This is a genomic window from Sphingomonas liriopis (genome assembly GCF_024211255.1).
GTDB classification, from domain to species: Bacteria; Pseudomonadota; Alphaproteobacteria; order Sphingomonadales; family Sphingomonadaceae; genus Sphingomonas; species Sphingomonas liriopis.
In genome coordinates this window covers 114,020-138,460 of the sequence record NZ_JAMLDY010000002.1, presented here as the reverse complement: position 1 = coordinate 138,460, position 24,441 = coordinate 114,020, and the positions used below count along the sequence as shown (strand labels likewise).

Genomic DNA, 24,441 nt, shown 5'->3' with positions numbered 1-24,441 from the left:
GAGCCGCGCGTGATCGACCTCAACGACCATGACAAGACCAAGCCGTACAAGGGCCATTACAAGCGCGACCTCGCCGCGCTGCAGGACCGGCTCGAACGCATCCTCGTCGCGCATATCATCCACGGCCGCCGCGCGGTCGTGATGTTCGAAGGGTGGGACGCAGCGGGCAAGGGCGGCATCATCCAGCGCCTGACCGCGACATGGGACCCGCGCCATTTCGAAGTCTATCCGATCTCCGCGCCGAGCGCCGAGGAGAAGGCGCACGATTTCCTCTGGCGCTTCCGCACCCGTCTGCCGCAGCCTGGCAACGTCACCGTCTTCGACCGCAGCTGGTACGGCCGCGTCCTCGTCGAGCGGGTCGAACGCTATGCGAGCGAGGAGGAATGGCGCCGCGCCTATGACGAGATCAACGCCTTCGAGGCGGAACTGGTCGAAGGCGGCACGACACTGGTCAAGCTGTTCGTCCACATCTCGCAAGCCGAACAGGACAAACGGCTGGAGGCCCGGCTGGACGATCCCTGGAAACGCTGGAAGACCGGGCTCGACGATTACCGCAACCGCTCGCGGCGCGAGGACTATCTGGCCGCGATGCACGACATGTTCGCGCGCACCGACACCGGCGGCGCGCCCTGGATCGTGGTCAACGGCAACGACAAGAAGGCGGCGCGCATCCACGCGCTGACCGCGATCGCGGATCACCTGGAGGCGAACGTCGACATGACGCCGCCGCCGCTTGATCCGGAACTGGAGCGGGTGGCGAAGGCGGCGTTGGGGCTGGACTAAACGACTTTCGCCCTCACCCTTCCGGCGCTACGCGCCTCCCTCCCTCTCCCACCGGGAGAGGGAAGGGGCCCGCCCGGCGCAGCCGGGTGGGAAGGGTGAGGGCGATCAGAAGCTCGCCTCGTCGTACACGCGATCCAGATCGCCCGCCCACGCACCATTGTAGCGGTCGAGCAGCACCTGTGCCGGCACCTTCCCCGTCCGCACGATCTCGCGCAGCGGATCGAGGAACCCGGTCTCGTCATCCCCCGCGCCATTGCCCCGCGCCCGCGCCGCGAGCCCCGCATGCGCGATGTCGAGCACCCGGCCCGCAATATCGCCGAGCCGTCCGCCACCCGGCAACGGCGCGTCGAGGGCCAGCTTCGGCACCGCCGAGCGCAGCGCCTCGCGATCCTCCATCGACCAGTCCTTGACGAGGTCCCACGCCGCATCGAGCGCTTGGCTGTCGTACAGCAGTCCGACCCAGAACGCCGGCAGCGCGCAGATCTTGTTCCACGGCCCGCCATCCGCCCCGCGCATCTCGAGGAAGGTCTTGAGCCTTACCTCGGGGAAGGCGGTCGACAGATGGTCGTTCCAGTCGTCGAGTGTCGGCTTTTCGCCGGGCAGGACGGTCAATTCGCCCTTCAGGAAGTCGCGGAAGGACAACCCCGCGGCGTCGATATATCTGCCATCGCGATAGACGAAGTACATCGGCACATCGAGCATATAGTCGGCGTAGCGTTCGTAGCCGAAGCCGTCCTCGAACACGAACGGCAGCATGCCGGTGCGCGCCGGATCGGTGTCCGACCAGATATGGCTGCGGTACGACAGGAAGCCGTTGGGCTTGCCTTCGGTGAACGGCGAATTGGCGAACAGTGCGGTGGCGAGCGGCTGCAGCGCCAGCCCGACGCGGAACTTCTTCACCATGTCGGCCTCGGACGCATAGTCGAGGTTGACCTGGATCGTGCAGGTGCGCAGCATCATGTCGAGCCCCATGCTGCCGACCCGCGGCATATGGCGCAGCATGATCGCATAGCGGCCCTTGGGCATGATCGGCAGTTCGTCGCGCCGCTTGTCCGGCCACATGCCGAGGCCGAGGAAGCCGATCCCCAGTTTCTCGCCCGCGGCCTTCACCTGATCGAGGTGGCGTCCCGTTTCGGCACAGGTCTGGTGCAGGTTATCGAGCGGCGCGCCCGACAGCTCGAACTGCCCCGCCGGCTCAAGGCTGACGCTGCCGTCGGCGCCATTGAGCGCGATGATCTTGCCGCCCTCCTCGACCGGCTGCCACCCATGTTGCTGCAGCTCGACGAGCAGGTCGCGGATGCCGCCGGGCTCGTCCCAGCTCGGCGCGCCGTGATCGGCGGTGCGATAGACGAACTTCTCGTGCTCGGTGCCGATCCGCCAGCGCTCGGGCGGCTTTTCGCCGCGCGCGAAGCTGGCGATCAACTGGTCCCGCGATTCGATGATCGGGGAATCCGTGGCGCTGTCGGTCTTGGTCGTCATGAGCGCGCCCTTACGCGCGGATGAACGGACTTGCCAGCAAGCTTTCCTACCAGTCTCCGGCCGCCGCCATCCACAGCGACACCGCCGCCGCCGCCGCCGTATCGGCACGCAGGATGCGGGGACCCAGGCCGACGCCGATCGCCTGGCGACAGGCACGGATCGCGTCGCGTTCCTCGGCCGTGAAGCCGCCCTCCGGCCCGATCAGGATCGCCGCGGGCCCGCGATGCGCGCGCATCGCCGCGAGCGCCGGCACGCCCCCGGTTTCGTCGGCGAAGAACAGCGCGCGATTCTCCGGCCAGTCGCGCAGCAGCGCGGCCAGCTTCACCGGTTCGGCAAGCGAGGGCAGGGCGGTCCGCGCGCATTGCTCCGCCGCCTCGATCATATGCGCGCGCAGCCGGTCGGCCTTGAGCTTGTCGACGACGGTGCGGCTGGTCAGTACGGGGACGAGCCGGTCGACGCCCAACTCGCACGCCTTTTCCGCCAGCCAGTCGACCCGCCCCTTCTTGAGCGGTGCGGCGCACAGCCACAGGTCGGGCACCGGCTCGCGCTCGCGCAACCGCGTCGACACATCGACGGTCAGGTCGCGCCTGCCGACCTGCGCCGCGGTCGCCAGCCACTCGCCGGTGACGTCGTCGAACAGCTTCACCGGATCGCCCGGCGCCATCCGCATCACCGAGACGAGATAATGCGCCGCCGGCCCGTCGATGCGCAGCGGCCCCGGCGCGAGCTCGTGCTCAACGAACAATCGCGGCGCCGATTGCGGCGGCCAGGCGGGGGTGGCGGTCACGGGCGGTCCTTGAGGCGCTTCTGCCGCGCCCACAATTTGCGCAGCACGATCCAGACGAGCAACGCCGCCACCGCCGCCGCGACGACCGCGACCGTCACCACGCCCGCCACGCGCAGGATCGCCCAGAACAGCGCCTCCACGAAGCGGCCCACGGCCACCGACAGCCCGATCATGCCCCCAATCCGATCATCACTCGCGATTGCCGGAACTTCGCGGCGATAGCGAGGCAAAAGCGGGTGCGCCCTTGCCCGATGCCGCGTCGCTGCGGCAAGGACCATGGCATGACAGCCGAGATCGTCCCCGACAGCGAACACCGCGGCCTCGTCGGCCGCCTGCCGCCGCGCATCCGCGGGCTGGCGCTGCTCGCCCGGCTCGACCGGCCGATCGGCTGGTGGCTGCTGTTCTGGCCCGGCGCCTGGGGGATCGCGCTGGCGGGCGGCGCGATCGCGCGCTGGCCGTTGCTGCTCTGGGTCCTCGTCGGCAGTATCGCGATGCGCGGTGCGGGCTGCGTCTACAACGATATCGTCGATCGCGACCTCGACGCGCAGGTCGCCCGCACCCGCGCCCGGCCGATCCCCAGCGGGCTGGTGTCGATCAAGCTCGCCTGGGTGTGGCTGCTGGCGCTGTGCCTCGTCGGTCTGATCGTACTGGTCCAGCTGAACCTGCTCGCGGCGGGCGTCGCGCTCGCCAGCCTCGCGCCGGTCGCCGCCTATCCTTTCATGAAGCGGATCACCTGGTGGCCGCAGGCGTGGCTCGGCCTCGTGTTCTCCTGGGCGGCGCTGGTCGGCTGGAGCGAGGTGGCGCGCGCGCTGTCGGCGCCGATGTGGCTGCTCTACGCCGGCTGCATCGCCTGGGTCATCGGCTACGACACGATCTACGCCCTGCAGGACCGCGAGGACGACGCACTGATCGGCGTCCGCTCCTCGGCGCTGCGCATGGGCGCCCATGTGAAGGGCGGCACCGCGATCTTTTACACGCTCGCCATCGCCTTCTGGGCAGCCGCGCTCTGGCAAGTCCGCCCCGACCCCCTAGCGCTGCTCGCGCTGCTCCCGGTCGCCGCTCACCTGATCTGGCAGGTCGCAACCCTCGTCCCCGACGACGGCGCCAACGCCCTTGCCCGCTTCAGAAGCAACCGCTTCGCCGGCCTGCTGATGTTTCTGGCCAGCGCGGTGGTGGGAACGTCGGCGATCTGACGCAAGACGTGGCGATCGAAGTCATGACGTGGGATGTCGTGAAGTGGTGGAAAGCTGACGTTCGTTCCAGCGAGTCGATCCGACCAGAGAGGGTATCCGACACGCGGGATTTGTGCGAATTTCAGCGGAGGCGTGACGAAGCGTGGTCAGCAATGCAACGGCTAGATGGGCAAGATTACGACTTCTTCGCCGGAATAAAGCTACGGGATAAGGTATTTGGCTGGGCTATAATTTTTACGCCAGTTTTGGTGATGTTGATTCTGTTGAAGCTGTTTTATCAGCCAGAGTCCATTGAAGCTCGTTACGTCTATGGCTGTTACTCGAGCAATTCTGGCCCGCGCCTGCTAATAAACACGAAAACTATCATGTTCGACCAGTCTGGCGTTCGTCCGACAGGCTACGTAGTACGACAAGAAAAGCAGGGCTACTCGATCTACCCGAAAGCAAACATCATCCTTGATCGAACAATAGATGGTCAATTTGCGTTTGTGATATCATCTTATGGTACGTGGTTTCCGCTGTTGCCCGAGCACTACGACGATCCACGACGCCTTCGTCATTTGAGAGAATTTAGTGGTAGATTTTACACTTTCTCACGCCAGGCGGATAAGGTGGTCTACTCGCGAATAACGCCGAGGGGCGCCTGCTTCACGCAATCGAATGCCCGCAAGTAGGCGTGAGCGGAATAGCCGCTGCCGCATGGTTGCCGTCGCTGTCCTACATGGGATGACTTGGGTATGATGCTGGGAGCAGTCCGACTGCCCGCTCTTTCCCTCGTGTACCTCGACAAACCCATGCGGCGTTGGCGCCGAGTCGCTGACCTGCCTGTTGGAAACGTGGCCGTGCGGACGCGTCCGAACAAAAAATATTGCGCCCATTTCCCGAAACGATGGATGCGTGATCGTTTCCATCAAGGTGTCCAACTTGTCCATGTTGCGATCCGCCGCGTGCCCGGGACGCAGATGGAAAAAGCCGGACACGGTCGAACCACCGCCGGCACGCCCTAGCATCCCGCCGCGCACGCCCCTAAGTCGGGCCGATGCTGACCCCCGACCAGGCGCGCGATCGCGCCGCCGATATCGTCGCCCGTGCCGCCCGCGCCGGGGCGGACGCCGCCGATGCCGTTTTTGCCGCCGATGCCTCGCTCGACGTGTCCGTTCGGCTCGGCGCGCTGGAGGACGTCGGCCGGTCGGAGAGCGAGGAACTGGGCCTGCGCGTCTTCGTCGGACAGCGGTCAGCGAGCGTCTCGACCTCCGATCTCTCCGCCGATGCCGTCGCCGCTTTGGTCGAGCGCGCCGTGGCGATGGCGCGCGAGGCGCCGGAGGATCGCTGGGCCGGGCTCGCCCCGCAGGAGCGGCTGATGCACGGCGCGCCGCCGCTGCTCGACCTCGACGACGGTGGCACGATCGCCCCCGCCGAGCTGCGCGAGATGGCGCTCGCCGCGGAAGATGCGGCACGCGCGGTGCCCGGCGTCACCAACAGCGAAGGCGGCGGCGCCAGCGCGTCGCGATCGGTCTGGGCGCTGGCGACCAGCCACGGCTTCGCCGGCGCCTATGCCGCCACCGCCTACAGCCTGTCGGCCAGCGTCCTCGCCGGCGACGTGGCGAGCGGCATGGAGCGCGACTATGCGCATCACGCCGCCCGCAAGCGCGCGCATCTCGAGCCCGCGGAGGTAATCGGCCGCCGCGCCGGCGAGCGCGCGGTCGCCCGGATCAATCCCGGCCGTGTCTCCAGCGGGCCGATGCCCGTCGTGTTCGACCCGCGCGTCGGATCGTCGCTGCTCGGCCACCTGATCGGATCGATCGCGGGGCAGGCGATCGCGCGCAAGACCAGCTTCCTGCTCGATGCGCTCGGCACGAAGGTCTTCGCCGCCGGCGTGACCATCTGCGACGATCCGCACCGTCCGCACGGCCTGCGCTCGCGTCCCTTCGACGGCGAGGGGCTGCCAGTCTCGCCGGTATCGATCGTCGAGGACGGCATGCTCGAAATCTGGCTGCTCGACAGCGGCTCGGCGCGGCAATTGGGGCTGGAACCTACCGGCCATGCCGCGCGCGGCGTCGGCGGCGGCCCGGGCGTATCGCCCAGCAATTTGTTCATGCAGCCCGGCATCGTCCCCGTCGCGACGCTGATCGAGGACATCGCCGACGGCGTCTACGTCACCGAGCTGATCGGGCAGGGAGTCAACGGCGTCACCGGCGATTACAGCCGCGGCGCCGCGGGCTTCCGCATCGTCGGTGGCGCGATCGCCGGGCCGGTGGCGGAGTTCACGATCGCGGGCAACCTCAAGGACATGTTCCTCGCGCTCACCCCCGCCAACGACCTGGAATTCCGCCATGGCACCAACGTACCGACGCTGCGCGTCGACAGCATGACCGTCGCGAGTGGCTGACGCCGACACCGCACTGACCGCGGCGGTCGCTTTGATCGCGCAGGAAGCGGGGGAGATGGCGCTTGCCCGCTGGCGCACCGATTTCGCACGCTGGGAAAAGATCCCGGGCAGCCCGGTGTGCGAGGTCGACCTCGACGTCGACCGGATGCTTCGTGCGCGGCTGGAGGGGCTGCTTCCCGACGCCGGCTGGCTGTCCGAGGAAACGGTCGACAATGCCGATCGCCTTGCCCGACGCCGCGTCTGGGTGGTCGATCCGATCGACGGCACCCGCGACTATATCCGCGGTCGCGAAGGCTGGGCGGTGTCGATCGCGCTGGTCGAGGACGGGCGGCCGCTGCTCGGCGTGCTCGACGCACCCGCACGGCGCGAACGCTGGGCGGGGACGCGGGGAATCGGCGCCTGGCGCAACGGCGTCGCGTTGCATGCCGGTGACCGGACGGAGCTGACCGGCGCGCGCGTGCCGACCGATGCGCTGCCCAAGGTCGACCGGCATCTGACCATCGTCCACAAGCCCAATTCGATCGCGCTGCGCATGGCAATGGTCGCCGCCGACGAGGCCGATCTCGTCGCGACGCTGCGCTGGGGCAACGAATGGGACATTGCGGCAGCGGCCCTGATCGCCGCAGAGGCGGGGGCAGGGGTCAGCGATGCCCTCGGCGCGCCGCTGCGCTACAACAAGCCCGATCCGACCGCGTTCGGAGTAATGGTCACCGCACCCGGCATCCACACCGCCGCGGTGGAATGGCTCAGTGATCGTGCGAAGGCCGTGCTCGGCGGCTGATCGTCAGGCTTTGCAACATCCGCGGAACACGAACCGGTTCCGTAACGTTTTGTTGCCGATGGTCGGCCCGGTGGCCGATCGCTGGAGAGGATGCCTGACCATGTTGTGGACGATCGCCGTAATCCTGCTGATCCTGTGGCTGCTCGGCTTTTCGCTGCATATCGCAGGCGGGCTGATCCACATCCTGCTGGTCATCGCGATCATCGTCGGCCTGATCCAGCTGTTCACCGGCCGCCGCGCGATATAGCCGGACGGAGCGGCCCCCGCGGGGGCCGCTACCCGATCAGTGGACGAAGCGCGCGACGACGTCGCGATAACTGCGGCTGACCTTCACGCTGGCGCCCGAATTGAGCACCAGGAAGCATTCGCCGTTGGTATGCGGCTTGACCTGCTTGACGAGGTCGAGGTTGACGATCGTCGAGCGATGCACGCGCTGGAAACGGCGTGGATCGAGCCGCTTTTCCAGATCCTTCATCGTCTCGCGCAGGATCAGCGTGTTGTCGCCGGTATAGATGCACATGTAATCGCCCGCCGCGTCGATCCGCTCGATCGTATCGACGTCGACGCGGAAGATCTGGCCGCGATCCTTGATGTTGATGAGCTTCTCGAACCGGTTCGCGCTGACCGTATCGCCGCCGCTACCATCCGCCATGTCGGCCGCCGCCTCGGGCGCGTGCTCGGCGAGCACCTCCTTCAGCTTCTCGACCTCCTCGACACCGCGCTTCTCGCTGAGCCTTTGCCGGACCCGTTCGATCGTATCGGCGAGCCGTGCCTCCTCGACCGGCTTCATCAGATAATCGACCGCCTGCGCCTCGAACGCGCGTAGCGCATGGTCGCCGTAGGCGGTGACGAACACGAACAGCGGCGGCTCGACCTCCATCAGTCCCTGCACGACCGAAAAGCCGTCGAACCCCGGCATCTGGATATCGAGGAAGACGAGGTCGGGCTTGTGCGTCTTGATCGCCCGGATCGCCTCGCGGCCGTTGGAGCATTTCTCGATGATCTCGATGTCATCATGCGCCTGGAGCCGAAGCTCCAATCCCTGGATCGCGAGCGGTTCGTCGTCCACCAGGATGGTTCTGATCGTCATGCGGCCTCTCTACTCAGATCGTCGAGCTGGAAGGGGATTTCGATCTCCACCGAAAAGCCTCCAGCCGGCGCGGTACGCGTCTCGAAACGGTGGTCCGGACCATAAGCCTGCACCAGCCGCTCCCTAATATTGGGGAGACCCACGCCGGTTGAAAGGCTTGGCAGCGCACGACCGTCCTGCAAACCCGGTCCGGTGTCCGATACGCCGATCTGCACGCGATCCCCGGCGAGCCGCACGCGCACGCAGATTTCGGCGCCTTCCTCCTGCGTGCTGACCGCATATTTGATCGCATTCTCGACGAGCGGCTGCAGCAGCAGCGAGGGCAGGCGGGCGCGCTCGGCCGCCTGGTCGATCTCGAACACGGGCCGCAGCCGCTCCTCGAACCGCATCTTCTCGATCTCGAGATACAGCTTCAGCGTCTCGACCTCCTGCGCTACGGTGACGTGCGCGGTCGGCTCGTTGGCGAGCGTGTAGCGGAGGAACGACGACAGCCGGCTCAGCATCGCATTCGCCCGCTCGGTCTGCTTGAGCAGCACCAGCGTCGAGATCGAATTGAGCGTGTTGAACAGGAAATGCGGGTTCAGCTGATAACGCAGCATGGCCAGCTGAGCCGACGAGGCCTGACTCTCCAGATGCTGCATCTGGTCGATCTGGTCCTCGACGATCAGGTAGAAATTGATGCCGAAATACAATGCGGACCAGCCGAACAGCGCGGTCGAGGTGACGTAGAAGGACACCAGCATGCGCGGCAGCGTCACGCCGGGCTGTCCGTTCTGGATCAGCGACCAGGTGAAGGCGTCGAGGAACGCGGACAGCACCGTCGCCACCGCGAAGGCGATGATCGTCAGCACCAGTCCGGGCGCACGCGGCAGGCCACGGAAATAGCCGTAGAGCGTCGAGAGCAGCAGCGTCACGCAATAGCCGACGATCGCTTCGAAGATCACCGGGATGATGACGTCGAGCGACAGGTTGGTCAGCGTCGAGGCGCCGCGCAGCAGCAGATAGCCGGTCCAGCCGACCGCCTGCAGCGTCCAGAAGGCACGGCTCTTGTTCTCGAAGAACGGACGCACGTTGAGCGCCGGGCGGGGTGGGGCGGGAAGCGTCGCCATGTCGTGGCGGTCTCTACACGCGCACGTCCGGCGGTGCAAAAAAGAAGGACCGCCGTTCCCGATGGAACGGCGGCCCCTTTGATCGACCAGTTCAGACCGATCAGATGCCGACGTTCAGCGACATGATGAACGCCCGCGGGCTGCCGATCTGGACGAACGGGATGGTGTTGTTGACGCTGAGCGTCTGACCACCGGTGAAGCCGCCGACGTAGAACTTGTTGAAGGCGTTCACGACGTTGAACTGCAGGTAGGTCTTGTTCTTGCCGCCGATGCCGGTCCAGTCGAGCGACAGGCGAGCGTCGAAATCGACGACGGTGTAGCCCGATGCGAAGGCATCGTAGGTCTGGTACTGGATACCGCGCGTGCCGGTATAGGCCGCCGACACGTTGGCGACCGTCGGGCAGACGTTGTTCACCAGCGCGACCGTGCAGGCGAAGTTGCCGAGGTTCTGGTCGTTGACGTAGCGGCGTCCGGTACGCTTGGCCTGGGCGCCCAGTTCGAGCGGACCCAGCGTCGCCTGCACCCGGCCACCGAAGGTGTAGACCGGGGCACCCGATTCACGCATGCCGGCGGTCTGCGCGAGGATCGGCGCGCCGGCGACCGTGCAATTGGCGGTGGTGTTGGCGGCGGTCAGCACCGTCGGGCAACGGCCGATCTCGACGTTCGTCTTGATCTCCGACTTCAGGTACGAACCATAGACGTAGAACAGCAGCTCGTTGATCGGGCGATACGCGACGCTGGCATCGACGCCATACTTATCGACGCGACCCAGGTTGCGGTAGATCGTCTGCTGCGTGTCGATGTCATAGGCGCTCGCCAGACGGTTCTGGAAGCGCGTGTACCACGGCCCCACCGACGCCTGAACGCGGCCGCTGGCATAACGGATGCCGGCGTCGAAATTGTCGGTGGTTTCCGGCGTCGGGTTCGCGGGCGTGGTGTTCTGCGGATAGTAGAACGCCTGGTACAGATTGTCCGTACCCGGGACCTGAATGCCCTTCGAGTAATTGCCGAAGATCGAGAGCGCACCGCTGACCGTGTAGGTCAGGCCGCCGGCGGGAAGCAGCTTGTCGTACTTGTAGGTGCGCTGCTGCGGCGCTGCATAACCGGTGATCGTCGGAACCGCGGTGGTACCGCCGACGACATAGGGGTTGGCGCTGGCATAGGCCGCATTCGACCCCTCGGTGGCAAGGCAGTCGAGGTTGCCGTTGGCCGCCGTGACGAAGCAATAGTTGGTCAGGTCACGCTTGAACCACTTGCCGGTCAGCGACGCCTCGATGCGCAGCTTGTCTTCGAAGAAGTTGCCGATGTACTGCGCGAAGCCCTGGTTCAGGATCGCCTTCGACAGGCGGTTACGCTTCTGGATGATGCCGCCGTTGACCGCGGCGATGCCGTTGTTGACCGGGAAGACATCGAACGGAACGCCATTGGCCTGCAGGAAGCCGGTCTCGCCGGTCTGGCGATGGCGTCCGTAGTCCAGCGTGTAGCCGACGCGGATGCTCTGCGAGTCCGAGAAGTCGTAGCGCAGCGATGCGATCACGCCATAACGACGCGTCTGCGTCTGGCTCGGCGCGAGCACGGTCACCTGATCCAGCGTATCGCCGTCACCGTTGATATCGCGGCCGAAATAATATTGGCCGCCGATGAAGCCGTACTGCGGCGTCGCGATCGGCACGCCCGTGGTGCGGGTGAAGCCGGTTTCACGTGCGGTCACCGTGCCGCCGCCGTTCGCCTTGGTATACTGGTAGCTCGGATCGACGAACAGCGTCAGCTTGTCGCCCAGCGAGAAGCGCGAGTTGATGCGGATGTTGGCCGTGTTCGACGGGTTGGCACGCTCGTCGAAGCTGGTGCCGCAGCCGCTGCCGTTGTTCGACGCGCCCGGCGCGTTGACGAGGGCGGGGGTGTCGGCGACGCCGGCGCGCGGCGTGGCGATCTGGCAACGCGCGATCGAATAGGGCAGCTCGTCGCGGCTGTTCGGGAAGCGATTGAGGCTGCCGGTGCCGGCGGTGCGGACGGCGCCCGTGTTCAGCGTCGGAGCGGCCGCATTGGCGCCCGTGCCGCCGGTCGAGGTAAAGACGTTGGTGTCATAGCGCAGCGGCGCCGAACCGAAGAAGTTGTTGCGGTTCTGGTTATAGTGGCCGGAGATCGAGATGAAATCCTTGCCGCTGCCGATCGGCTGATAGATTTTGCCGTTATACTGCTGCTTGTTGATCTTGCCGAAATTGTTGAACACGACGTCGTTGGTCGCGCTCGAGCCCGAGAACCAGGCCTTGGTGCCGAACGACGTCAGCACGCCGGTGTTGACCAGACCGAAGACGCGGAAGAAGCTGTAGTCGCCGACCGAGCCGATCATCCGGGCACCGAAGTCGTCGGTAGGGATCAGCGTGCGATAGTTCACCGTCGAACCCGACGCCGATGCGGTGGGCGAATCGGGGTCGGTCGAACCGAGGTTGACGTTGACCTGCTCGATCAGCTCGGGGTCGAGCTGCTGGTTCGAATAGATCGCATAATTGCCGGTGTCGTTGAGCGGGATGCCGTCGAACGTCTGGCTGATGCGGCTGCCGTCGAAGCCGCGGATGGTGAGCGTGCCGCCCGCCGAACCGAACGGATCGTTGTTCTGGAAGCTGACGCCGGGCAGCTGGTTGATGATGTCGTTGACCGTCTGACCAGGCGTCTGGCGCGAGATGAAGGTCTGGTTGAGGACCTGCTTGTTCTTCGACGTGTTGGGGACATCGACGCCGCCGACACCGGCTTCGCGCGCGCCGGTGACGACGATGTCCGTCGTGCCGACGTTGTCGGCTTCGGCCGAACCGGTCGACTGGGCGAAAGCGGTGGTGGGGAGCATCAGCGCAGCAGCCGCCACCCCCAACATCAGGTTCATACGCATCGAAAATTCCCCTTAGAGCTTTTGCTCGGATCGCGGCGCGTCGTTATGCCGTTGCCGCGGGCCATGGGTGCTAAATATTGCGAGTTTGTGACATTGGCGAGGCGGGAAACAGGGCGCCGTCGCTTCCCTTTTGTGCGTTGCAAAAAAGCCACGCCGCGGGCGATGAGCTCATGCCGTTTCGGCCACGATTTCAGCCCATTGCGCCTCGCTGACCACCTCGACGCCCAGTTCGGCCGCCTTCTTCAGCTTCGAACCGGCGTCCGCGCCGGCGACGACGAGGTCGGTTTTTGCCGATACCGATCCCGACACGCGTGCGCCCAGCGCCTCGGCCTGCGCCTTGGCTTCGTCGCGACTCAGGGTTTCGAGCTTGCCGGTGAAGACGACCGTCTTGCCACTGACCCGCGAGGCGCGCGTTTCCCACACGACGTCGGTGGGCCGGACCTGGCGGAGCAGGTCGAAGACGACCGCGCGGTTGTGGCGTTCGGCGCAGAAGCCGACCAGCGCGCCGGCGACTTCCGGCCCGATGCCCGGGGTCTCGATCGCGGCGACGAGCAGGCGGTCGCGGCGTAGCACGAACTTGCGGTCGGTCTCGCCGATGACGGGCTGCGTCTGGTGGTGGAGGAAGACGGCGTGGCGCAGCACCGCGCCGAGCGCTCGTGCCGATCGGTAGCGGCGGGCGAGGTCGCGCGCGGTGATCTCGCCGACGTGGCGGATGCCGAGCGCGAACAGGAAGCGATCGAGCGGCGGCTGCCGCTTCGCATCGATCGCCGCGGTCAGGTCTGCCGCCGATTTTTCCGTCCACCGCGGCGGTTGGTGGGCCGGATTTCGCACCCGCAGCCGCTCGATCGCTTCGTTGCCGACGCGCACCCGACCGATCAGATCGTCGGCCCTGAGCCGAAAGATATCGGCAGGTGTTCGCACGATGCCGTCATCCAACAGGCGGTCGATCGTCGTGTCACCGAGGCCGCCGATATCCAGCGCGTTGCGTGAGACGAAATGCCTGAGGCGCTCAAGACGCTGCGCCGGACAGATCAGTCCGCCTGTACAACGATAGACGACCTCGCCCTCCTCGCGCTCGACCGCCGATCCGCATTCGGGGCAAGTGCGCGGGAAGGGCCATGCCGGTCGGTCGGCGTCGGGCGTCAGGTTCTGGACGATCTGCGGAATGACGTCGCCCGCGCGCTGCACGACGACGCGGTCGCCCTCGCGCACGCCGAGCCGCTCGATCTCGTCGGCATTGTGCAGCGTCGCATTGGTGACGACGACGCCGCCGACGGTCACCGGCGCGAGTCGCGCGACCGGGGTGAGCGCGCCGGTCCGCCCAACCTGGATATCGATCCGCTCGAGCGTCGTCTGCGCCTGTTCGGCGGGGAACTTGTGCGCAATCGCCCAGCGGGGAGCCTTTGCGACCTGGCCCAGCCGCGCCTGCCAATCGAGGCGGTCGACCTTGTAGACAACGCCATCGATGTCGAACGGCAGATCGGCGCGCGCCGCCTCGATCGCGCGATAGGCAGCGAGCGCCTGATCGACCGTGATGGTACGAACGAAGCCGTCGGCGATGGGTAGACCCCAGTTGCGGATGGTCGCCACCACGCCGGCCTGCGTCTCGGCAGGGAGGGCGGAGGTTTCGCCCCAACCATGCGCGAAGAAACGCAGTGGACGGCTCTCGGTCACGCCGGGGTCTTTCTGCCGCAGCGATCCGGCGGCTGCGTTGCGCGGGTTGGCGAACTGGCGCGCCTTGGCGGGATCGCCCGCCTCAGCCAGCAGTCGGGCGTTGAGCGCGACGAAATCCGCCTTCGCCATGTAAACCTCGCCGCGGATTTCGAACACGTCCGGGCTGTCGCCGTGCAGGCGTCCGGGAATGTCGGCAATGGTGCGGACGTTGGCAGTGACGTCCTCGCCTGTCGTGCCGTCACCACGGGTCAGCGCCTGCACCAGCCGCCCGCCTTCGTAGCGCAGCGAACAGGACAGGCCATCGATTTTGGTTTCCGCGGTCAGCGCGACGGGCGTATCGTCGTCCAGCTGCAGATAGCGGCGCACGCGCGCGACGAATTCGGCGACGTCGGCGTCGGAAAAAGCATTGTCGAGGCTCATCATCGGCCGCGCATGCGGCACCTTGCGAAGATGCGCAGCGGGCGACCCCGCAACCGCTGCGGTCGGATCGAACAGGTCGCGCAGATCGGGATTGTCGCGCTCCAGATCGCGCAGCTGTCGTTTCAGATCGTCGTATTCGGCGTCGCTGATCGTCGGATCGTCATGAACATAATAGCGATCGTCATGCATCGCGATCGCCTGCATGATCCGCGAATGCGAAGCCTGCGCTTCAGGCGGCACAAGAGGCAGGTGGCTTGTATCGATCTTTCTGCGGCGCTTGCTGGTGGTCATGGTGGTATCCGATCGACAGATGCGGGCCGTCGGCCTGAGTGGTCATGCAGTGGCGCCAATTGCCGCGTTCGCCGGCACGAGGCAATGGGTGCGGTGTCAAGCGATTGATGTGTCGTGAACAGATGGAGCGCTCGCGGGTTCATCGTGCGCGCGCTATATCAGAAGGACACACCGCATGACCGACCAGACCAATCGCCGCGACCTGTTCAAGGGCGCCGCCGTCGCCGGTGCCGCGGTCGCGGCCGGCCCGGCCTTCGCGCAGGCGACGGCGGCGCCCGCGTTGACCGATCCGCAGAGCAAATACACCAGCCAGCCCTTCCCCGAGCAGCGCCAGAAATGGCCGGCGCTCCAGCGCGAGATGAAGCCGGTGCCCGACAGCGGCGAGGCGAGCTATCGCGGATCGGGGCGGCTGGCCGGACGCAAGGCGCTGGTGACGGGGGGCGATTCGGGCATCGGCCGCGCCGCGGTGATCGCCTTCGCGCGCGAAGGAGCGGACGTCGCGATCAACTATTACCCGAGCGAGGAGCCCGATGCGCAGGATGTCGCCCGGCTGCTCCGCGGCGAGGGGCGCAAGGTCGTGCTGATCCCGGGCGACCTGACCGACGAAAAATTCTGCCGCGATCTGGTCGTGCGCGCCAATCGCGAGCTCGGCGGGCTCGACATCCTGGTCAACAACGCCGCCTATCAGCAGTCGAAGGCGTCGATCGCGGAGATCACCGCGGAACAGTTCGACCGGACGATGAAGACCAACGTCTATGCGATGTTCCATATCTGCAAGGCGGCGATCCCGCTGATGAAGCCGGGGTCGGCGATCATCAACACCGGGTCGGTCAATTCGGTGAACCCCGGCGAGGAACTGCTCGACTATGCGACGACCAAGGGCGCGATCCTGATCTTCACCAAGGGGCTGGCGAAACAGCTCGGCAAACAGGGCATCCGGGTCAACATGGTCGCGCCGGGGCCGATCTGGACGCCGTTGCAGGTCGCCGGCGGGCAGCTGCCGGGCAAGATGGGCGAATTCGGGCAGGATACACCGCTCGGCCGCGCCGGGCAGCCGGCGGAACTCGCCGGTCTGTACGTCGCGCTGGCGGAGGGCGGCAACAGCTTCACCACCGGCAGCGCGTTCGGTGCCAACGGCGGCACCGGCGCGATCTAACCGACCGGGCGACGGCGCGTCAGGCGGTTTCGAGCAGCCGTTCCGCCTGCGCGCGCGCCTCGTCGGTGACGGTGGCGCCAGACAGCATGCGCGCGATCTCCTCGCGCCGTTCCGCCTCGCCGAGGACGCGTACGCCGGTGCGGGTCACCGTACCGTCGTGGCTCTTGGCGATCAGCAGATGTTCGGCGCCGCGTGCCGCAACCTGCGGCGAATGGGTGACGACGAGCAATTGCGTATGTTCGGCGAGTCGCGCGAGGCGTTCGCCGATCGCGCTCGCCACCGCGCCGCCGACGCCGCGGTCGATCTCGTCGAAGATCATCGTCGCCGCGCCGCCTTCCTCCGCCAGCGCGACCTTGAGCGCGAGGATGAAGCGTGACAATTCGCCCCCCGAGGCGATCTTGGCGAGCGGTGCGAACGGCGCGCCGGGGTTGGTGGCGATCTCGAACTCGACGCGGTCCTTGCCGTGCGACGACCAGCTGCCCGCATCGACCGTCGCGACGACGGTGCGGAAGCGCGCCGCGTCGAGCTTCAACGGCGCCAGTTCGCCGGCCACCGCGGCATCGAGTCGTTCGGCGGCGGCATGGCGGCGCTGCGTCAGGGTGTCGGCGGCAGCATCATAATCGGCGCGCGCGGCGGCGACCGCGGTTTCGAGCAGCGCGATCCCGTCCTCGCCCGCCTCGAGCCGTTCGAGCCGGGTGCGCAGTTCTTCCGTGAGTGCGGCCAGGTCGTCGGGCTGGACGCGATGCTTGCGCGCCATGCCGCGCAGCTCGAACAGGCGCGCCTCGTCCTCTTCCAGCGCGCGCGGGTCGAAGGCGAGTGCGCGGCGCGCATCGGCCAGTTGCTCTTCGGCGGCGGAGGCCTCGATCACAGCGCGATCGATCGCCGCCAGCGCCTCGCCGAGCGCGGGATGATCCTCCGCGATCCGTTCGAGCACGCGCGCCGCCTGGCGCAGCTGCGACAGGCCGCCGTTCGATCCTTCCAGATAGTCGTCGATCGCGGCGAGTTCGTCGGCGATCTTTTCGGCGCGCTGCATGCCGCGGCGCTTGTCGGCGAGCGTTTCTTCCTCGCCCGGTTCGGCGGCGAGCGCGGTCAGTTCGCCGACCGCATGCTCCAGCCATTCGCGATCGCGCGCCGCGGTTTCGATCTCCGCCTGCGCGGCGGCGAGACGGGTTTCGGCGGCGCGGTACGTCGCCCACGCCTTGGCGGTGTCGCCGGGATCGACGCGGCCGAAGGCGTCGAGTAGCGCGCGGTGGCCGCGGGGGTTGAGCAAGCCGCGGTCGTCGTGCTGGCCGTGGATCTCGACCAGCATCGGCGCCATCTCGCGCAGCAGGGCGGCACCGGCGGGCTGGTTGTTGACGAAACCGCGGCTGCCGCCGTCGGCCTTGACGATGCGGCGGACCAGCAAGGGTTCGCCGGGTTCGACCTCGACGCCATTGTCGTCGAGCAGCGCGGCGAGCGGTCCGGTGGGCGAATCGAAGGTGGCGGTGACCACCGCCTGCGTCGCGCCGTGGCGAACGAGCCCGGTCTCGCCGCGCCCGCCGAGCGCCAGCCCGAGCGCGTCGAGCAGGATCGACTTGCCCGCACCGGTTTCGCCGGTCAACACGTCGAGCCCGGCCCCGAATTCGAGGTCGAGCGCCTCGATCAGCACCACATCGCGAATGGATAGCGCGGTCAACATCGCCGCCGATATAGCGCGGCCGGCGGCGATGTTGATCCTTAAATGTTCTCGTCGGCTGGTAAAATGCCGATCAGGTGGTCGGCGTTTCCGTGCTGGGGGCCGGCGCGCCCGTCGTGCCGCCGCTCGGGGCGACCGGCGTCGGCGTGCCCGGTGCCTCCGCCTTGGGCGTCGCATTGCCCGCATCGCCCGGCAGCGACGCGCGCTGCGAACCCGGCGTGCCCACCGGCACGATCGGCTGGCCCGGCGGAATCGCCGCCACGGCCTGCGGCGGATGCTTCTGCATCAGCTTGTACGCCTGCTCGTACCAGTCGCTGCCCGGATAATTCGCGCCGAGCACCGCGGTCGCCTTCTGCGCCTCGTCGGGCAGGCCGAGCGACAGATAGCTTTCAGTGAGCCGCATCAGCGCCTCGGGCGTGTGGGTGGTCGTCTGGTATTTGTCGATCACGGTGCGGAAGCGCAGCGTGGCCGCCAACCACTGGCCGCGGGTTTCATAGAAACGACCGATCTCCATCTCCTTGCCGGCGAGATGGTCGTTGACGAGGTCGATCTTCAGCCGCGCGTCCGAGGCATAGCGCGTGTTGGGATAGCGGCGGGTCAGTTCGCCGAGCGCGTTGAGCGCTTGCAGCGTGATCTTCTGGTCGCGGGTGACGTCGCGGATCTGTTCGTAATAGCTCAGCGCGACGAGATAATAAGCGTACGGCGCGTCGCGGTTGCCGGGGTGGACCGACAGGAAGCGCTGCGCCGACTGGATGCTCTCGGTATAGTCGCGGTTGAGATAATAGCTGAACGCGCTCATCAGCTGCGCGCGGCGGGCCCAGATCGAATAGGGGTGCTGGCGCTCGACCTCGTCGAACAGCGCCGCCGCCTCCTTGTAGCGCCCCTGGTCGAGCCGCTTGCGCGCGGTCGAATAGAGCGTGCCGACGTCGCGGGCGACGTAAGGCAGGTCGGACTTCGCACGATTGCGGGCGCAGCCCGCGATGGGAAGCGCGAGGGTGGCGATCAGCGCTGCGGCAAGCGCCTTGGACTGGGGGATACGCATCGGCTAAGGCTCTTAGCGTAACCGCTGGCCCGCGAACAATCCCCCCTGTCGCACGTTGATGCCGGCTCGATACGAAGACGAAAGGACCCGCATGCCCGCTACGTTGCTCCACACCCATCGCGTCGAAAAGCCGTGGGGCCGGCACGATCTGGGCTTCGGGTTCGAGGACGCAGCCCGCGACGGCGATCCGATCGGCGAGATCTGGTTCCAGGAACCCGGCGACACGACGCCCGATCTGCTCATCAAATATCTGTTTACGGGCCAGAAACTGTCGGTGCAGGTCCATCCCGACGACGAACAGGCGCATGCCCGCGGGCTGCCGCGGGGCAAGGACGAATGCTGGACGATCCTGGCGGCGCGCCCCGATTCGACGATCGCACTGGGACCGAAGGCACCGATCACCGCCGAAAAACTGCGCGCCGACGCACAGGACGGCTCGATCGAGGGCGATCTCGACTGGGTGCCGGTGAAAGCGGGCGATTTCTACTATGCCCCCTCGGGCACGATCCACGCGATCGGCGGTGGACTGACGCTGATCGAGGTGCAGCAGAACAGCGAGACGACGTATCGCCTGTACGATTACGGCAGCGACCGCGAACTGCACCTCGACGATGGCGTCGCGGTGTCGCACCTGACGCCCTACCAGCCGATCGTCTCGCCGGGTGCGGCGGGCGAGGGGCGCGATATCCTGGTCGAGGGGCCGAAGTTCGTGCTGGAGCGCTGGTCCGGTGGCGAGCATCCGGTTCGTCTGGACGAGGGACAGACCGGCTGGATCGTCCCGATCAGCGGATCGGGCAGCGTCGCCGGCGTCGCATTCAAGGCGGGCGAGTGCGTCACGGTGACGGGCGACGAGACGGTCACGACCAGCGCCGATGCCGATTTGCTGTTCGCCTATCCGGGCACGCGGCGGCGGTGACGTTACATTTTGTGTACGCGGCGGATCGATGAAGGAGCGTTAACCGCGGCGCATTAGCCCGGTGCCATGCTCCGCGTCCTGACGCTCTCGACCCTGTTCCCGGATCGCAGCCGGCCCAATTTCGGCGTGTTCGTCGAACGGCAGACGTTGGGACTGGCCGCGGCGCCGGGGGTGGTGGTGAAGGTCGTCGCGCCGATCGGGCTGCCGCCGGGTCCGCTGGCGCTGATCCAGCATGGCGACAAGCTGACGCTGCCGCTGCGCGAGACGTGGCGGGGGCTGGACGTGCACCGGCCGCGCTTCACCGCGGTGCCCGGCGTCGGCGGGCGCTGGCACGCGCATCACCTGCTGCGCGCGCTGGAGCCGGTGCTGGATGCGATCCGCGACGGTTTCGCGTTCGACGTGATCGATGCATCCTTCTTCTTCCCCGACGGCCCCGCCGCGGTGGCGCTGGGCGCGCGTTACGGCGTACCCGTGTCGATCAAGGCGCGCGGCGCGGACGTGCATCATTGGGGCGCGATGGGGCCGACCGCGACGCAGGTGGTCGCCGCCGCGCATGCCGCCGACGGATTGCTCGCGGTCAGCGCCGCGATGCGCGCCGACATGATCGCGCTCGGCATGCCGGCGGACGCCATTCGCGTCCATCATACCGGGGTCGATCTGGAACGCTTCCGGCCGGGCGACCGGGATGCCGCCAAGGCGGCGCTGGGCATCGCGGGGGCGACGGTGCTGTCGCTTGGCGCGCTGATCCCGCGCAAGGGCCACGGCCTCGTCCTCGACGCCGTCGCGATGCTACCGGGCGTGACGCTGCTGATCGCCGGCGAAGGGCCGGATCGCCCGAAGCTGCTCGCCCGCGCCGAGGCATTGGGGATCGGCGATCGCGTCCGGCTGCTGGGGGCGGTGTCGCACGATCGGTTGCCGGAGCTGCTGGGTGCGGCGGACGTGATGGCGCTCGCCTCCACCTCGGAAGGGCTCGCCAATGCGTGGCTGGAGGCGCTGGCCTGCGGCACGCCGATCGTCATCTCCGCGGCGGGCGGCGCGCAGGAGGTGGTGACGTCACCCGCGGCGGGGCGCATCGCGATGGGCGATCCGCGCGCCTTCGCGCACGCCATCGCCGATGTGCTGCAACAAGGCGCCGATCCGCTGGCGGTACGGGCGACCGCGGCCCGCTTCACCTGGGGGGCGAATACGGCGGGGCTGGTCGATCACCTCTCAGGATTGGTCACGCGCGGCTGTCGCGTCGTGTCGCAGGCCGCTCAGGCGTCGAGCGGGTAGAGCGCGGCGGCGATCACGCGCCCCTCGCTGCGCAGCACGCCCCAGGCGCGCGCCGCGGCGCGGCTGTCCATCGCCTCGACCCCGATCCCGCGCGCGTCGAGCGCCTGCACCAGCGCGAGCGGAGGGCGGACCAATGCTGCGCCCGTGCCGATCAGCACGAACTCGGGCGCGGTGGCTGTCAACGTTGCGAGCGCATCCTCCCCCAGCGCGGCGAGCGGCGGAGGGGTCCATTCCGCCGCGCTGTCGGGGGTCAGCAGCAGCGCACGATAGACGAAATCGTCGACGCGGAAGCCGCTACCGGCGAAGCCGCGGACGATCGGGCCGCCGGCCTGGCCCTCACGCTCCATCCGCATCGCCTAGCGCTCGCGCGGGGCGACGCGCTCCGCATTGTCGATCGTCCCGCGCGCAGGCTTGTCGCTGGGCGCCGGCTCGGCGCGCAGGCCGAGCGTGATGAGCAGCGACGACGAAACGTAGATCGACGAATAGGTACCGACGACGATGCCGAGGATCATCGCCGCGGTGAAGCCGCGCAGCACATGGCCGCCGAGCAGCAGCATCGCGACCAGCGCGAGCAGGATCGTGACCGAGGTCATCACCGTGCGCGGCAGCGTCTCGTTGACCGACAGATTGATGATCTCGCGCATCTCCATCTTGCGATAGCGGCGCATGTTCTCGCGGATGCGGTCGTCGATGACGATCTTGTCGTTGATCGAATAGCCGATGATGGTGAGGACGGCGGCGATGATGTTGAGGTCGAATTCGAACTGGGTCAGCGCGAAGAAGCCTATCGTCATCAGAAGATCGTGCACGATCGCGACGATGGTCGAGACGCCGAACTGCCATTCGAAGCGCAGGATCGCGAACAGGCCGATGCCGAGCACCGCCAGCACCACGGCGAGGACGCCGTTGCGGATCAGCTCGCCCGACACCTTGCCCGACACAGTCGAATAGCGGCTGAACGTCGCGCCGGGGAAAGCCTGGCCCAGCGCGGTCTCGACCTTTTTGACGACGGCGTTGGTGGCCCCTTCGTCGGCGCCGCTCTGGACGGGCAGGCGGATGATGAGCGTCTGCGGCCCGCCCTGCTGCTGGAGCGAGGCTTCACCGACGCCGAGGTTGTCGACCACCGAGCGGACCTTGTTCTGGTCGGGCGTGGAGGCGAACTTTTCCTCGATCATCAGGCCGCCGACGAAGTCGACGCCGAAATTGAGGCCCTTGTAGACGGTCAGCCCGACCGCGAGCAGGCTGAGCGCGAGCGTCAGCCCGAACGCCCAGCCGCGCAGGCGGACGAAGTCGATGTTGGTGTTGTCGGGTACGATTTTCAGCAGTTTCATGGGCAAATTCCGTCACCCCGGCGCAGGCCGGGGTCTTTCTCCAAGGGGGAGACCCCGGCTTGCGCCGGGGTGACGCGCATAGACATCAGATATTGATCGTCTTGGGTTTCTCGCGCCGGATCCACTGCGCGACGAGCATGCGCGTGAAGGTGACGGCGGTGAAGACCGAGGTGACGATGCCGATGAGCAGCACGACCGCGAAACCCTTCACCGGGCCGGAGCCCAGCACGAACATGATGAGGCCCGAGATCGCGTGCGTCATATTGGCTTCGAAGATGGTGCGGCTGGCTTCCTTGTAACCCAGTTCGACCGCCTGCACGACCGAGCGGCCGCGGCGGCGTTCCTCGCGGATGCGTTCGTTGATGAGCACGTTGGCGTCGACCGCGGTGCCGATCGTCAGCACGAAGCCGGCGATGCCGGGCAGCGTCAGCGTGCCCTTGAGTAGCGCGAGCACGCCGAGGATGACGAACACGTTGATGACGACCGCGAGGTTCGCATAGAGGCCGAAGCGGCCGTAGGTCACGAACATGAAGGCGACGACCAGCGCGACCGCGACCGCCGAGGCGAGGATGCCCGCCCGGATCGAATCGGCACCGAGGTCGGGACCGACGGTCGATTCCTCGATCACCTTCAGCGCGACGGGCAGCTTGCCCGAGCGCAGCGCGATCGCGAGCTGGTTGGCGCTCTCGACGGTGAAGCCGCCGTTGATGACCGCGTTGCCGCCCAGAATCGGTTCGTTGATGTTGGGCGCCGAGATCACCTTGTTGTCGACGATCATCGCGAACGGCTTGCCGGTGTTCTGTTGCGTCACGCGCGCGAAGCGGTTGCCACCGACCGCGTTGAACGTGATCTGGACGTTCGGCTGGTTGGTCTGCTGGTCGAACGCCTGCCGCGAATCGGCAAGCTGGTCGCCCGAGATGATGACCGAGCGCTTGACCGCGATGAACGGCACGCCCGACGGATTGCCGGGGTAGGGGAGCACCTGGCTGCCGACCGGCGCGATCCCCTTGACGAGGTCCGCGGGGTTGGTGGCGGTGGTGTCGACGAGCTTGAACTCGAGGCGCGCGGTCTTGCCGAGCAGGTCCTTGAGCTGTTGCGGGTTCTGCAGGCCGGGGACCTGGACGAGGATGCGGTTGTCGCCCTGACGGACGATCGTGGGTTCGCGGGTGCCGAGTTCGTCGATGCGGCGGCGCACGACGTCGGTCGCGTCCTCCATCGCGGTCTTCACCGCCTGGGTCAGGCCGGCCTGCGTCGGCGTCAGCACGAAGCGGCTCGAATCGACGACCTGGATGTCCCATTCGCGCTGGCCGGTCATGCCCGCACCGCCGCCGGTGATGCCGAGCAGGCGTTCGCGCGCGGCATCGACCTGCGCCGAATCGCGCACCATGAAGCTGATCTGGTTGTTGCGCGTCGAGATGTCGCCGATCTGGATCCGCGGCGTGCCGTTGCGCATCGTCCCCTGGATCTGTTCGCGCAGCGCCTCGATCCGGGTGTTGGCGAGATCCTGCGTATCCGCCTCGAGCATCAGATAGCTGCCGCCGGCGAGATCGAGGCCCTTGTTGACGCGCGGGTGGAACGGCCAGTTCGCGGTCACGGATTCGGGCAGGAAGGTCGGGATCGCGAGCGCGCAGAGCAATGCGAGCACCGCCCAGATCGACGCCACCTTCCAACGCGGAAAGTCGAGCATCAGTCGTTCGCCGGCTTCGAGTTGAGCCCGGTCACCTCGGCGATCGTCGCCTTGACCACGCGGATGCGGGTGTTGGGCGCGATCTCGACCTCAACGAACGCGTCCTCCACCTTGGTGACCTTGCCGAGCACGCCGCCGGCGGTGACGACGCTGTCGCCCTTCTTCACCGCGGCGACTGCCTGTTGCAGCGCCTTCATCCGCGTCTGCTGCGGGCGAATCATCAGGAAGTAGAAGACGATGAAGATGAGCAGCAGCGGCGCGAAGCTGATGAGCGAGGCGAACCCGCCGGATTCAGCGGCGCCCGCGGCGGTCTGTGCATAGGCTGGGGAGATGAACATCTGATCCGTGCATGGCTGATCGGCGGAGGAAATCCCCCGCACTGGATGCGCCGCGCGCTAGCATCGCTGCCGGCCCGACGCAATGTCGCGCCGCTGTAACGGTGCGCTCCACCGCTGGCCGCGCAAAGGCCGCTTGCATCGTCC

Annotated in this window: 22 protein-coding genes; 9 read left to right on the top strand and 13 right to left on the bottom strand. The window is 67.2% G+C overall.

Annotation, left to right across the window (positions count from 1 at the left end; translation table 11 throughout):
• Positions 1 to 9 precede the first annotated feature (9 nt).
• Positions 10 to 783 (top strand): polyphosphate kinase 2 family protein, encoded by a 774-nt coding sequence (locus M9979_RS02055; protein WP_254287672.1) that lies wholly within the window; start codon positions 10 to 12, stop codon positions 781 to 783.
• Between the two features lie 105 nt (positions 784 to 888).
• Here M9979_RS02055 and M9979_RS02050 read toward each other — a convergent pair whose 3' ends face one another.
• From M9979_RS02050 to M9979_RS02040, 3 genes are read right to left on the bottom strand one after another with little or no spacing between them, the layout of a single operon-like run.
• Positions 889 to 2,262, bottom strand: coding sequence for a glutamate--cysteine ligase (locus M9979_RS02050; RefSeq protein ID WP_254287671.1), 1,374 nt, complete (start codon positions 2,260 to 2,262; stop codon positions 889 to 891).
• A gap of 46 nt (positions 2,263 to 2,308) precedes the next feature.
• Entirely contained in the window at positions 2,309 to 3,049 is a 741-nt protein-coding gene (locus M9979_RS02045) for a 16S rRNA (uracil(1498)-N(3))-methyltransferase (RefSeq protein ID WP_254287670.1), read from the bottom strand.
• Positions 3,046 to 3,222, bottom strand: coding sequence for a hypothetical protein (locus M9979_RS02040; RefSeq protein ID WP_254287669.1), 177 nt, complete (start codon positions 3,220 to 3,222; stop codon positions 3,046 to 3,048). The genes M9979_RS02045 and M9979_RS02040 overlap by 4 nt, the downstream gene beginning before the upstream one ends.
• Positions 3,223 to 3,330: 108 nt before the next feature.
• Here M9979_RS02040 and ubiA point away from each other — a divergent pair, with 108 nt between their 5' ends.
• From ubiA to M9979_RS02015, 5 genes are all read left to right on the top strand, one after another.
• A complete protein-coding gene (gene ubiA, locus M9979_RS02035; protein ID WP_254287668.1) occupies positions 3,331 to 4,242 on the top strand; it encodes a 4-hydroxybenzoate octaprenyltransferase in 912 nt (303 codons plus the stop codon).
• 8 nt (positions 4,243 to 4,250) lie between these two features.
• The gene (locus M9979_RS02030) at positions 4,251 to 4,916 is read left to right on the top strand and encodes a hypothetical protein (protein ID WP_254287667.1); all 666 of its coding nucleotides are present in this window, start codon (positions 4,251 to 4,253) and stop codon (positions 4,914 to 4,916) included.
• 365 nt (positions 4,917 to 5,281) lie between these two features.
• Positions 5,282 to 6,631: a TldD/PmbA family protein gene (locus M9979_RS02025; protein WP_254287666.1), complete on the top strand. Its 1,350-nt coding sequence runs from the start codon at positions 5,282 to 5,284 to the stop codon at positions 6,629 to 6,631.
• Entirely contained in the window at positions 6,624 to 7,412 is a 789-nt protein-coding gene (locus tag M9979_RS02020) for a 3'(2'),5'-bisphosphate nucleotidase CysQ (protein WP_340689038.1), read from the top strand. The genes M9979_RS02025 and M9979_RS02020 overlap by 8 nt, the downstream gene beginning before the upstream one ends.
• Before the next feature lie 100 nt (positions 7,413 to 7,512).
• Positions 7,513 to 7,659 carry a lmo0937 family membrane protein gene (locus M9979_RS02015; protein ID WP_198352245.1) on the top strand — a complete coding sequence of 49 codons (147 nt, stop codon included), beginning with the start codon at positions 7,513 to 7,515 and terminating at the stop codon, positions 7,657 to 7,659.
• A gap of 36 nt (positions 7,660 to 7,695) precedes the next feature.
• On the opposite strand, the gene M9979_RS02010 is transcribed toward M9979_RS02015, so the two are convergent.
• The 4 genes from M9979_RS02010 to ligA all read right to left on the bottom strand — a co-directional run bounded on the left by M9979_RS02010 (position 7,696) and on the right by ligA (position 14,793).
• Positions 7,696 to 8,502, bottom strand: coding sequence for a LytR/AlgR family response regulator transcription factor (locus tag M9979_RS02010; RefSeq protein WP_254287665.1), 807 nt, complete (start codon positions 8,500 to 8,502; stop codon positions 7,696 to 7,698).
• Positions 8,499 to 9,611: a sensor histidine kinase gene (locus M9979_RS02005; RefSeq protein ID WP_254287664.1), complete on the bottom strand. Its 1,113-nt coding sequence runs from the start codon at positions 9,609 to 9,611 to the stop codon at positions 8,499 to 8,501. Before M9979_RS02005 ends, M9979_RS02010 begins: the two co-directional genes overlap by 4 nt.
• Positions 9,612 to 9,711: 100 nt before the next feature.
• Positions 9,712 to 12,489, bottom strand: a complete 2,778-nt coding sequence (locus M9979_RS02000) for a TonB-dependent receptor (protein ID WP_422921418.1) — start codon at positions 12,487 to 12,489, stop codon at positions 9,712 to 9,714.
• 174 nt (positions 12,490 to 12,663) lie between these two features.
• On the bottom strand, positions 12,664 to 14,793 hold the full coding sequence (gene ligA / locus M9979_RS01995) for an NAD-dependent DNA ligase LigA (RefSeq protein WP_254287662.1): 2,130 nt from the start codon (positions 14,791 to 14,793) through the stop codon (positions 12,664 to 12,666).
• A 262-nt stretch (positions 14,794 to 15,055) separates the two neighbouring features.
• On the opposite strand from ligA, the gene M9979_RS01990 reads away from it, so the two are divergent.
• Positions 15,056 to 16,036 (top strand): SDR family oxidoreductase, encoded by a 981-nt coding sequence (locus M9979_RS01990; protein WP_254287661.1) that lies wholly within the window; start codon positions 15,056 to 15,058, stop codon positions 16,034 to 16,036.
• Positions 16,037 to 16,055: 19 nt separating this feature from the next.
• Here the strand turns inward: M9979_RS01990 and recN are convergent, their stop codons facing one another.
• Both recN and M9979_RS01980 read right to left on the bottom strand, forming a co-directional pair.
• Positions 16,056 to 17,714 (bottom strand): DNA repair protein RecN, encoded by a 1,659-nt coding sequence (gene recN, locus M9979_RS01985; protein ID WP_254287660.1) that lies wholly within the window; start codon positions 17,712 to 17,714, stop codon positions 16,056 to 16,058.
• Positions 17,715 to 17,784: 70 nt separating this feature from the next.
• Entirely contained in the window at positions 17,785 to 18,753 is a 969-nt protein-coding gene (locus tag M9979_RS01980) for an outer membrane protein assembly factor BamD (RefSeq protein WP_254287659.1), read from the bottom strand.
• A gap of 91 nt (positions 18,754 to 18,844) precedes the next feature.
• Between M9979_RS01980 and M9979_RS01975 the strand changes: the two genes are divergently transcribed.
• Together M9979_RS01975 and M9979_RS01970 are read left to right on the top strand one after the other, a co-directional pair.
• The gene (locus M9979_RS01975) at positions 18,845 to 19,669 is read left to right on the top strand and encodes a class I mannose-6-phosphate isomerase (RefSeq protein WP_254287658.1); all 825 of its coding nucleotides are present in this window, start codon (positions 18,845 to 18,847) and stop codon (positions 19,667 to 19,669) included.
• A gap of 66 nt (positions 19,670 to 19,735) precedes the next feature.
• Complete coding sequence (locus M9979_RS01970; RefSeq protein ID WP_254287657.1) at positions 19,736 to 20,941, top strand: glycosyltransferase; 1,206 nt, start codon at positions 19,736 to 19,738, stop codon at positions 20,939 to 20,941.
• Here the strand turns inward: M9979_RS01970 and M9979_RS01965 are convergent.
• From M9979_RS01965 to yajC, 4 genes are all read right to left on the bottom strand, one after another.
• Positions 20,923 to 21,288 (bottom strand): Mth938-like domain-containing protein, encoded by a 366-nt coding sequence (locus M9979_RS01965; protein WP_254287656.1) that lies wholly within the window; start codon positions 21,286 to 21,288, stop codon positions 20,923 to 20,925. The two genes, M9979_RS01970 and M9979_RS01965, sit on opposite strands and share 19 nt — an antisense overlap.
• Positions 21,289 to 21,297: 9 nt before the next feature.
• Positions 21,298 to 22,272 carry a protein translocase subunit SecF gene (secF, locus tag M9979_RS01960; RefSeq protein ID WP_254287655.1) on the bottom strand — a complete coding sequence of 325 codons (975 nt, stop codon included), beginning with the start codon at positions 22,270 to 22,272 and terminating at the stop codon, positions 21,298 to 21,300.
• 85 nt (positions 22,273 to 22,357) lie between these two features.
• Positions 22,358 to 23,959: a protein translocase subunit SecD gene (secD, locus tag M9979_RS01955; RefSeq protein ID WP_254287654.1), complete on the bottom strand. Its 1,602-nt coding sequence runs from the start codon at positions 23,957 to 23,959 to the stop codon at positions 22,358 to 22,360.
• Entirely contained in the window at positions 23,959 to 24,297 is a 339-nt protein-coding gene (gene yajC, locus M9979_RS01950) for a preprotein translocase subunit YajC (protein ID WP_254287653.1), read from the bottom strand. The genes secD and yajC overlap by 1 nt, the downstream gene beginning before the upstream one ends.
• Between the last annotated feature and the right edge of the window lie 144 nt (positions 24,298 to 24,441).

Excerpts from the sequence above, each read along its gene's own strand:
- secF (WP_254287655.1), bottom strand. The coding sequence starts at position 22,272 with ATGAAACTGCTGAAAATCGTACCCGACAACACCAACATCGACTTCGTC.
- M9979_RS02015 (WP_198352245.1), top strand. The coding sequence starts at position 7,513 with ATGTTGTGGACGATCGCCGTAATCCTGCTGATCCTGTGGCTGCTCGGC.
- M9979_RS01965 (WP_254287656.1), bottom strand. The coding sequence starts at position 21,288 with ATGGAGCGTGAGGGCCAGGCCGGCGGCCCGATCGTCCGCGGCTTCGCC.
- M9979_RS01970 (WP_254287657.1), top strand. The coding sequence starts at position 19,736 with ATGCTCCGCGTCCTGACGCTCTCGACCCTGTTCCCGGATCGCAGCCGG.
- M9979_RS02000 (WP_422921418.1), bottom strand. The coding sequence starts at position 12,489 with ATGAACCTGATGTTGGGGGTGGCGGCTGCTGCGCTGATGCTCCCCACC.
- yajC (WP_254287653.1), bottom strand. The coding sequence starts at position 24,297 with ATGTTCATCTCCCCAGCCTATGCACAGACCGCCGCGGGCGCCGCTGAA.
- M9979_RS02050 (WP_254287671.1), bottom strand. The coding sequence starts at position 2,262 with ATGACGACCAAGACCGACAGCGCCACGGATTCCCCGATCATCGAATCG.
- M9979_RS01980 (WP_254287659.1), bottom strand. The coding sequence starts at position 18,753 with ATGCGTATCCCCCAGTCCAAGGCGCTTGCCGCAGCGCTGATCGCCACC.
- M9979_RS02025 (WP_254287666.1), top strand. The coding sequence starts at position 5,282 with ATGCTGACCCCCGACCAGGCGCGCGATCGCGCCGCCGATATCGTCGCC.
- ligA (WP_254287662.1), bottom strand. The coding sequence starts at position 14,793 with ATGCAGGCGATCGCGATGCATGACGATCGCTATTATGTTCATGACGAT.
- M9979_RS01990 (WP_254287661.1), top strand. The coding sequence starts at position 15,056 with ATGACCGACCAGACCAATCGCCGCGACCTGTTCAAGGGCGCCGCCGTC.
- M9979_RS02005 (WP_254287664.1), bottom strand. The coding sequence starts at position 9,611 with ATGGCGACGCTTCCCGCCCCACCCCGCCCGGCGCTCAACGTGCGTCCG.
- recN (WP_254287660.1), bottom strand. The coding sequence starts at position 17,714 with ATGTTGACCGCGCTATCCATTCGCGATGTGGTGCTGATCGAGGCGCTC.
- M9979_RS01975 (WP_254287658.1), top strand. The coding sequence starts at position 18,845 with ATGCCCGCTACGTTGCTCCACACCCATCGCGTCGAAAAGCCGTGGGGC.
- secD (WP_254287654.1), bottom strand. The coding sequence starts at position 23,959 with ATGCTCGACTTTCCGCGTTGGAAGGTGGCGTCGATCTGGGCGGTGCTC.
- ubiA (WP_254287668.1), top strand. The coding sequence starts at position 3,331 with ATGACAGCCGAGATCGTCCCCGACAGCGAACACCGCGGCCTCGTCGGC.
- M9979_RS02010 (WP_254287665.1), bottom strand. The coding sequence starts at position 8,502 with ATGACGATCAGAACCATCCTGGTGGACGACGAACCGCTCGCGATCCAG.
- M9979_RS02040 (WP_254287669.1), bottom strand. The coding sequence starts at position 3,222 with ATGATCGGGCTGTCGGTGGCCGTGGGCCGCTTCGTGGAGGCGCTGTTC.